This is a genomic window from Streptomyces sp. BR123 (assembly GCF_013401435.1).
Lineage (GTDB): Bacteria > Actinomycetota > Actinomycetes > Streptomycetales > Streptomycetaceae > Streptomyces.
This window is the reverse complement of the sequence record NZ_JACBGN010000374.1, coordinates 1-6,350: the sequence shown is the minus strand read 5'-3', so window position 1 is coordinate 6,350 and position 6,350 is coordinate 1. Positions and strand designations below refer to the sequence as shown.

The following is a 6,350-nucleotide window of genomic DNA, read 5'->3' as shown; positions in this document are numbered from 1 at the left end:
CTTCCCTCTCCCCTCCCCCTCATCGCCTCGCACCCGGCTCCGCCGCCCCCAAGGGATGACCGTGTCACAGCCCGTTTCCTATTCAGGGTGGCAGTCCGAGACCACCGGCTTCATGGGCCGCCTGTCCGGCCCCGGCTTCGGCATGGTGGCGGCCGCCGCCCTGATCGCGACCCTGCCTTTCAACGTCGGCTGGCAGAGCGCGTTCCTGTGCCTGCCCCTGTCGCTTTTCCTGCTGGCCCTGGCCTTCGGGCAGGTCATGGGGCTGAGCGCCGACGAATGGATCTCTCTCGCAGTAAGGCACCAGATCTCTGTGGCTACCCGACGGAACCTGTTCTTCTCCGGCGCGTTCGCGCCCCGCTCCGCGGCGACGGGCCGACAGCCGATGGACCTGCCCGGCACCCTGGCCCGCCTGCGGATCCTCGACGCCCCCGACGGGCTGGGCGGACAGCTCGGCGTCGTCCACGACCCCGCCGCCGGGACGTACAGCGCGATCGCCCGCATCACCTTCCCCGGCCTGGCCCTCGTCGACACCGACCAGCAGGCCGCCCGCGTCGCCGCCTGGGCCGCGTTCCTGCGTACGTACTGCACCGAGGACTCGCCGCTGACCCGTATCGCCGTGCACCAGCGGTGCCTGCCCGACGACGGCGCCGCCCTGGCCGGCTGGACCGCCCGCCACATCAGCGCGGACGCCCCCGACGCGGCCGTCACCGTCCTGTCGGAGCTGATGGACAGCGCCGGACCGGCCGCCACCGCCCGCGAGACGTACCTGACGGTCACCCTGTCCGCGTCCCGAGCCCGCTTGGCCGTGAAGGGCGCGGGCGGCGGGCAGACCGGTGCCGCCGCCGTCCTCGTACGCGAACTCCACGCGATGGGACAAGCCCTTTCCACGGCCAGCCTCCAGGTCGTGGAGTGGCTGTCGCCGCGCATGGTCGCCCAGACCGTGCGGACCGCCTATGACCCGGACGCGCAGCAGATGCTGGCCGCCCGCAAGGCGGGGGCCGAACTGCCCGGCTGGGCGGGGACGGCCCCGGGTCTCGACCCCGACCTCGCCGGGCCGGCCGCGGCGGAGACGGGGTGGGGCGTCTACCGGCACGACGGGGCGTGGTCGGTGTCGTACCAGGTCCGTACGTGGCCGCAGTCGGAGGTGTACGCGACCGTGCTGCAGCCGCTGCTGCGCCCCCGGCAGAACGCCCGCCGTTCGCTGACCATGCTGTACGAGCCGATCGGGCCGCGCCGGGCCCGGCAGGAGCTGGCCCGTGACAAGGCCAAGCGGTCCTCCGCCCGGCACCTGCGGGCCAAGACGGGGCGGGACGAGAGCGAGGACGAGCGCCGCGAGGAAGCCGTCGCCCGCGCCCAGGACGCCGCCCGCGCCGCAGGCCAGGGCGTCGTCCGCATGACCGCCGTCCTGACCGTCACCGTCACCGACTTCGACGAGATGGAGACGGCCTGCGCAGAACTCCAGGCCGACGCCGCAGCCTCCGGACTGGAGGTGCGGCGCATGTGGGGTGCCCAGGACACCGGCTTCGCCACCGGCGCCCTACCGCTCGGCCAGGGCCTGCCCGACCGCCGGATGGGATTCTGATGGGCCTGTTCTCCCGCCGCCGCCCCGCTGGCGACACCCTCCTGGAGGCCATGGGCATCGACGAGGCCGTCGGCCTCGCCGAACGCCCGCCCACGCCCGTGCCCGTGCAGCCGACGGCGCGCGAGCTGCGCCGCGCCCGCCTCCTCGAAGACCCCGAGACATCGATGCGGGTCGCACCGAAGAAGGGCTGGACCCTGCCCTTCGCCGGCCGGGCCGCAGCAGTGCCGCGCGGCGAGATCGTCCGCGCGGACACGGCGAACGTCGCCGGGCTGTACCCGTTCCTGCACGCCGGCAGCCTGCCGCCGATAGGCGCCTACATCGGCCAGAACACCCTCACCATGCAAGCGTTCAGCGCCCACCCCGCGGTGTGGGTCAAGGAGGGCCTGTGCACCAACCCGAACGTGATGATCACAGGCATCCCGGGCTCGGGTAAGTCGGCGCACGTGAAGGCGCTCGCCCTGCGGCTGATGGCGTTCGGGCACCGCACCCTCATCGCCGGCGACGTGAAGGGCGAGTACGCGGCCCTGTGCGAGCACCTCGGTGTGGAGCCCGTGCGGCTCGGCCCGGGCCTGCCCGGCCGCCTCAACCCCCTCGATGCCGGCCCCCTCGGTGCAGGCCTGGACCTCGTGAAAGACGAGGCAGAGCTGCGCGGACGGCTCACGGAGATCCACCGCCGCCGCCTGACCCTCCTCAAGGCCCTCCTCGAACTCCAACTCCGGCGGACCCTGGACCCGCAGGAGGAGGAGGCCCTGGACGTCGCCGTCCGGGAGGTGACCGGCGAACTGCACGGCGCCGGCGCCACCCGCCTGGCCGTCCCCACCCTCCCCCTGGTCTACGACCGGCTGCGCGACCCCACCGACGCCATGGCCCGCGAGCTCCGCATCCGCGACGGGGACATCCAGCGGGCACGTGAGGCGATGGCACCCATCCGCTCCGCCCTCGGCGCCATGGTCAGCGGCCACCTCGGCGGCCTCTTCGACGAGGAGACCTCCATCGGCCTGGACTGGGACGCACCCATCCAGTCCGTCGACATCTCCGCCCTGCAGGAATACGGCGACGAGACGGTCGCCATGGTGCTCTCCTGCGTCTCCACGTGGGCCCAGTCGGCGATCGACCAGCCGGGGCAGCGCCCGTGGATCGTCGTACGCGACGAACTGTGGCGGCAGATGCGCTCCGGCGGGGCCACGATGGTCAAGAAGATCGACGCCGACCTGCGCCTGTCCCGGGCCACCGGCACCATCCAGGTCCTGGCCACCCACCGCCTGTCGGACTTCGAGTCGGTCGGCGCCGCCGGGTCGGAGGCCGTCGCGATCGCCCGCGACCTGATCGCCTCCTGCGAGACCCGCATCCAGCTCGCCCAGGACACCCGCCCCCTCCAGATGACCCGCGAGGCCATCGGCCTGACCGACTCCGAATGCGCCCTCATCGGCTCCTGGGGCGCGGGCCAGCGCGGCCGCGCCCTGTGGAAGGTCGGCCGCGGCGGCGGATCCCACGCCGTACAGCTCGTCCTCTCCCGCACCGAGGAGCGCCTCTTCGAGACCGACGAGAAGATGGTGATCTGACGTGGCCCGGCGCGGGCCCGCCGCGGGGCTGGACGACCACAGCTTGCTGGCGGCGTACGGGGCGGGTGCGGCCGTCGCCGTCGGCGGTTCCGTCCTCCTCGCCGCGCCCCTGGCCTCTCTCCTCTCGGGCGGCGGGTGGGCGCACAGCGCCCGCGGCATCCCCGTGACCGTGGTCCTCGCCCTGGCGAAGGGGCCGGCCGCGGTCTACCGGCCGGCGCCGCCCACCTGGCTCTTCCACGCCCTGACGGTCCTGCTGATCCTGCTGGTGCTGACGCTGGGCGTGGCCATCGTTGAGGCGGCCGGCCGCTTCTCCGGGTTCGGCGGCCGCGGGGGCGGCGCCCAGTGGGGCGGGGCGAAGGTCGAGAGGAAAATGGCCGCCCACGACGATCCCGGTCGGCGCACCAACCGGATCACGGCCGGGCGGGGCATGGGCACGAAGAGGGTGGTGGCGGCACAACCCCACATCTCCGCAACCGTCTTCGGCGTTCCGGGTTCGTCGAAGACCACGGGGCTGGTCCTGCCCAACGCCGCCGAGTGGCAGGGCCCGCTGGTGGTCACCACCACCAAGGCGGCCGACCTCGACATCATCCACGCCCGCCGCCGCTGGTTCGGGCCGGTGTGGGTGATCGCCCCGGCCGGGCTCCCGGGCCGGGACACCGACCGCTGGTCCCCGGTGGAGTACTGCACGGACGCCAAGGCCGCCGACCGCATGGCGGCCTGGCTCGCCGAGGCCTCCTCCTCCGCCGGCGACGAACGCGCCGCACCCTGGATCGACCAGGCCAAGAGCGTCCTGAAGGGCATCCTGCTGGCCGCCCGCCTCTCCGGCGGCGGCATCGGCGACATGCGCCGGTGGATCACCCTCGGCAAGGACGCCGTCGACCACGTCCGCGCCGTCCTCCTCGCCCACGGATACACCGACGTCGCCGACGACTACGCCTCCCCGTGGCTGCGCCTGCACGAGGACGGCGTCGGCTCCATCCAGTTCAGCCTCAACGTCCTGGCCCGTGTCTTCGCCGACGAGGAGGTCCGCGAGACCTGTGCCCGCTCCGACTTCGCGTTCGAGGACTGGCTCGACCAGCGCGGCACGATCTGCATCATCGCATCCGAGGCCGACGCCGACCGGTTCGCCCCGCTGATCAGCTCCCTGATCGCCGGCGCCGTCCACGCCGCCGAGACCCGCTACCACCGCTACGGCCAGGCCATCGACCCCGCCGTCGGCGTCTTCGTCGACGAAGCCGGCAACATGCTGCGCTACCCGCGCCTGCCCAACATCCTCACCACCGGCCGCGGCATGGGCATCGTCCTCCTCACGGTCTGGCACGACCTCTCCCAGCTCCGCGAATCCCTCGGCGTACAGAAGGCCAACACGGTCCTGTCCGCGTCCGGGCTGCGCATGCTCCTGCCCGGCTGCGGCGACCTGGAGACCCTGCGCTACTTCTCCGGCCTCTACGGCCGCACCGAGGTCCTGAAGACCAGCCACAGCCGCTCCCGCGGAGAGCACTCCACCAACACCCAGGCCGTCGAGACCGACCTCGCCCCCGTCCACTCCCTCCAGCAGCTCCCCGACTTCACCGCCATCGCCCAGTACGCCAACCTCCCGCCGATCAAGGTCCGCATGCGCCTCACCTTCCGCGACAAAGACCTCAGAAAACTACTGACAGAGCCCACGACGACCACCCGCGGGAAGTGATCCGATGACGACCGACCTCAACCCCGCGGACCTGTGGCCGGCCCCGCCCGGGGCTCCGCAAAGGGAACCGCAGCGGTGGGTATGGGCGGCCATGGACCCGGACGAGCGCCGGATCCGGATGCGCGAACTGGCCGCCTGGGTCGACTGGCTCCGCACCACGTTCGAGCTGCACAACGTCATCACCCACTGCTGGTACCGGCATCAGCCGGTCGTCGAACACCTCACGGCCCTCTACACCGGCTGGACGCGCACCTACACGGGAGAGACCGAGCCGGTCCGCGAACTCGTCGAAGCGGACTGGATCCACACCCTGTACGCCTTCATGCCGCGCCTGCAGCTCCCCTCCTGCGCGGCCGGCACCCACCACGACCCGCCGCCCCGCACACCCCACCCGGCCGGCGCCGACGCGGACTTCGCCCTCTACCTCCGCAGTGCCACCACCGCGCCGACGACACCGAGCGGCAAACCGCTGTGACACCGCGGGGACCATCGCTGGGTGACGCGGGACAAGCGGAGCCGGTCCTTCATGCTTCTTCTCGCCGTCCGCTGAAGCGGAAACCGACGGTTCCCACAGGGGCTGCTTCGGCTGAGGCGCGCTGCCCGCCTTCAAACGGTTCCGCCCGCGGCCGGCCGCCGGTCAGGGGCCGGACGGCGTACGGAAAGTGCGTGGCGGCTGCGCCCGTGGCTGCCGTACGGTCTGGGGTCCCGGCCGGGCCGCATCGGCGGCACGGCATGTTCGGAGAGCGATCCCCATGACCGACCAGCGAGCGACGACGACCCTGTGGCGCCCCACCGGCCCCGAGGAGCTGGAGCTGGTCCGGGAGCTGGACTGGCGTGCCTGGCCGCCCCGGCTGCCGGAGCAGCCGATCTTCTACCCGGTGCTCGACGAGGACTACGCAGTGAAGATCGCGAGGGACTGGAACGTGCCCCACAGCGGCGTCGGCTTCGTCACCCGCTTCGAGGTCGAGTCGGCCTTCCTGAGCCGGTATCCGGTACAACAGGCCGGCGGGCGGACGATCCTCGAGTTGTGGGTGCCGGCCGAGGAACTGGACGCGTTCAACGCCCACATCGTCGGCAGGATCGAGGTCGTCCACGAGTTCCGCTGAGCGGCCCGAGCCGCGGCTGCTCGGGGTCGTCGGTGTTCCACGGCCAGGCGAACGAACTCCGCCGTCCGGGTCCGGCCGGGCACAGCCTTTTACCAAGACCGGTCATTTCCGTCAAGCCACGCGTTCGAGTGTCGTGACGCCCCTCCACCCGTCGGGTTTATTGGAAGTACGCCCTCACCGGGAAACCCCGGAAGAGACGGGGCCGGAAACAAAATCCCCGGCCCGCGCCCCCCACGGGGGCGACTCACAAAAACCCTTTTCCAAACCGAGTGGAGAATTCACATGTTCGAGCGCATTTGGACCCGTCGCATCGTCCTGGCCGGCGCCTCCGCGGCCCTCGTGGGCGGCGGTATCGCCCTCCCCGCCACCGCGATGGCCGCCCCGACCGCCGCCCCGCAGCAGGCCGTGTC

The 6,350-nt window shown here is 72.4% G+C and carries 5 protein-coding genes; all 5 read left to right on the top strand.

Annotation, left to right across the window (positions count from 1 at the left end; all coding sequences use genetic code 11):
- Window positions 1-55 precede the first annotated feature (55 nt).
- The 5 genes from HYE82_RS32965 (at window position 56) to HYE82_RS32945 (ending at window position 5,940) form a co-directional block, all read left to right on the top strand.
- Window positions 56-1,582: an SCO6880 family protein gene (locus tag HYE82_RS32965; protein ID WP_179177885.1), complete on the top strand. Its 1,527-nt coding sequence runs from the start codon at window positions 56-58 to the stop codon at window positions 1,580-1,582.
- Complete coding sequence (locus HYE82_RS32960) at window positions 1,582-3,144, top strand: type VI secretion protein (RefSeq protein ID WP_179177884.1); 1,563 nt, start codon at window positions 1,582-1,584, stop codon at window positions 3,142-3,144. The genes HYE82_RS32965 and HYE82_RS32960 overlap by 1 nt, the downstream gene beginning before the upstream one ends.
- 1 nt (window position 3,145) lies before the next feature.
- A complete protein-coding gene (locus HYE82_RS32955; RefSeq protein WP_309144530.1) occupies window positions 3,146-4,834 on the top strand; it encodes a type IV secretory system conjugative DNA transfer family protein in 1,689 nt (562 codons plus the stop codon).
- 4 nt (window positions 4,835-4,838) lie between these two features.
- The gene (locus tag HYE82_RS32950; RefSeq protein WP_179177883.1) at window positions 4,839-5,309 is read left to right on the top strand and encodes a hypothetical protein; all 471 of its coding nucleotides are present in this window, start codon (window positions 4,839-4,841) and stop codon (window positions 5,307-5,309) included.
- 277 nt (window positions 5,310-5,586) lie between these two features.
- The gene (locus HYE82_RS32945; RefSeq protein ID WP_179177882.1) at window positions 5,587-5,940 is read left to right on the top strand and encodes a hypothetical protein; all 354 of its coding nucleotides are present in this window, start codon (window positions 5,587-5,589) and stop codon (window positions 5,938-5,940) included.
- The last annotated feature ends 410 nt before the right edge of the window (window positions 5,941-6,350 follow it).

Coding starts and splice junctions, on each gene's coding strand:
- HYE82_RS32965 (WP_179177885.1), top strand. CDS start 56: ATGACCGTGTCACAGCCCGTTTCCTATTCAGGGTGGCAGTCCGAGACC.
- HYE82_RS32950 (WP_179177883.1), top strand. CDS start 4,839: ATGACGACCGACCTCAACCCCGCGGACCTGTGGCCGGCCCCGCCCGGG.
- HYE82_RS32945 (WP_179177882.1), top strand. CDS start 5,587: ATGACCGACCAGCGAGCGACGACGACCCTGTGGCGCCCCACCGGCCCC.
- HYE82_RS32960 (WP_179177884.1), top strand. CDS start 1,582: ATGGGCCTGTTCTCCCGCCGCCGCCCCGCTGGCGACACCCTCCTGGAG.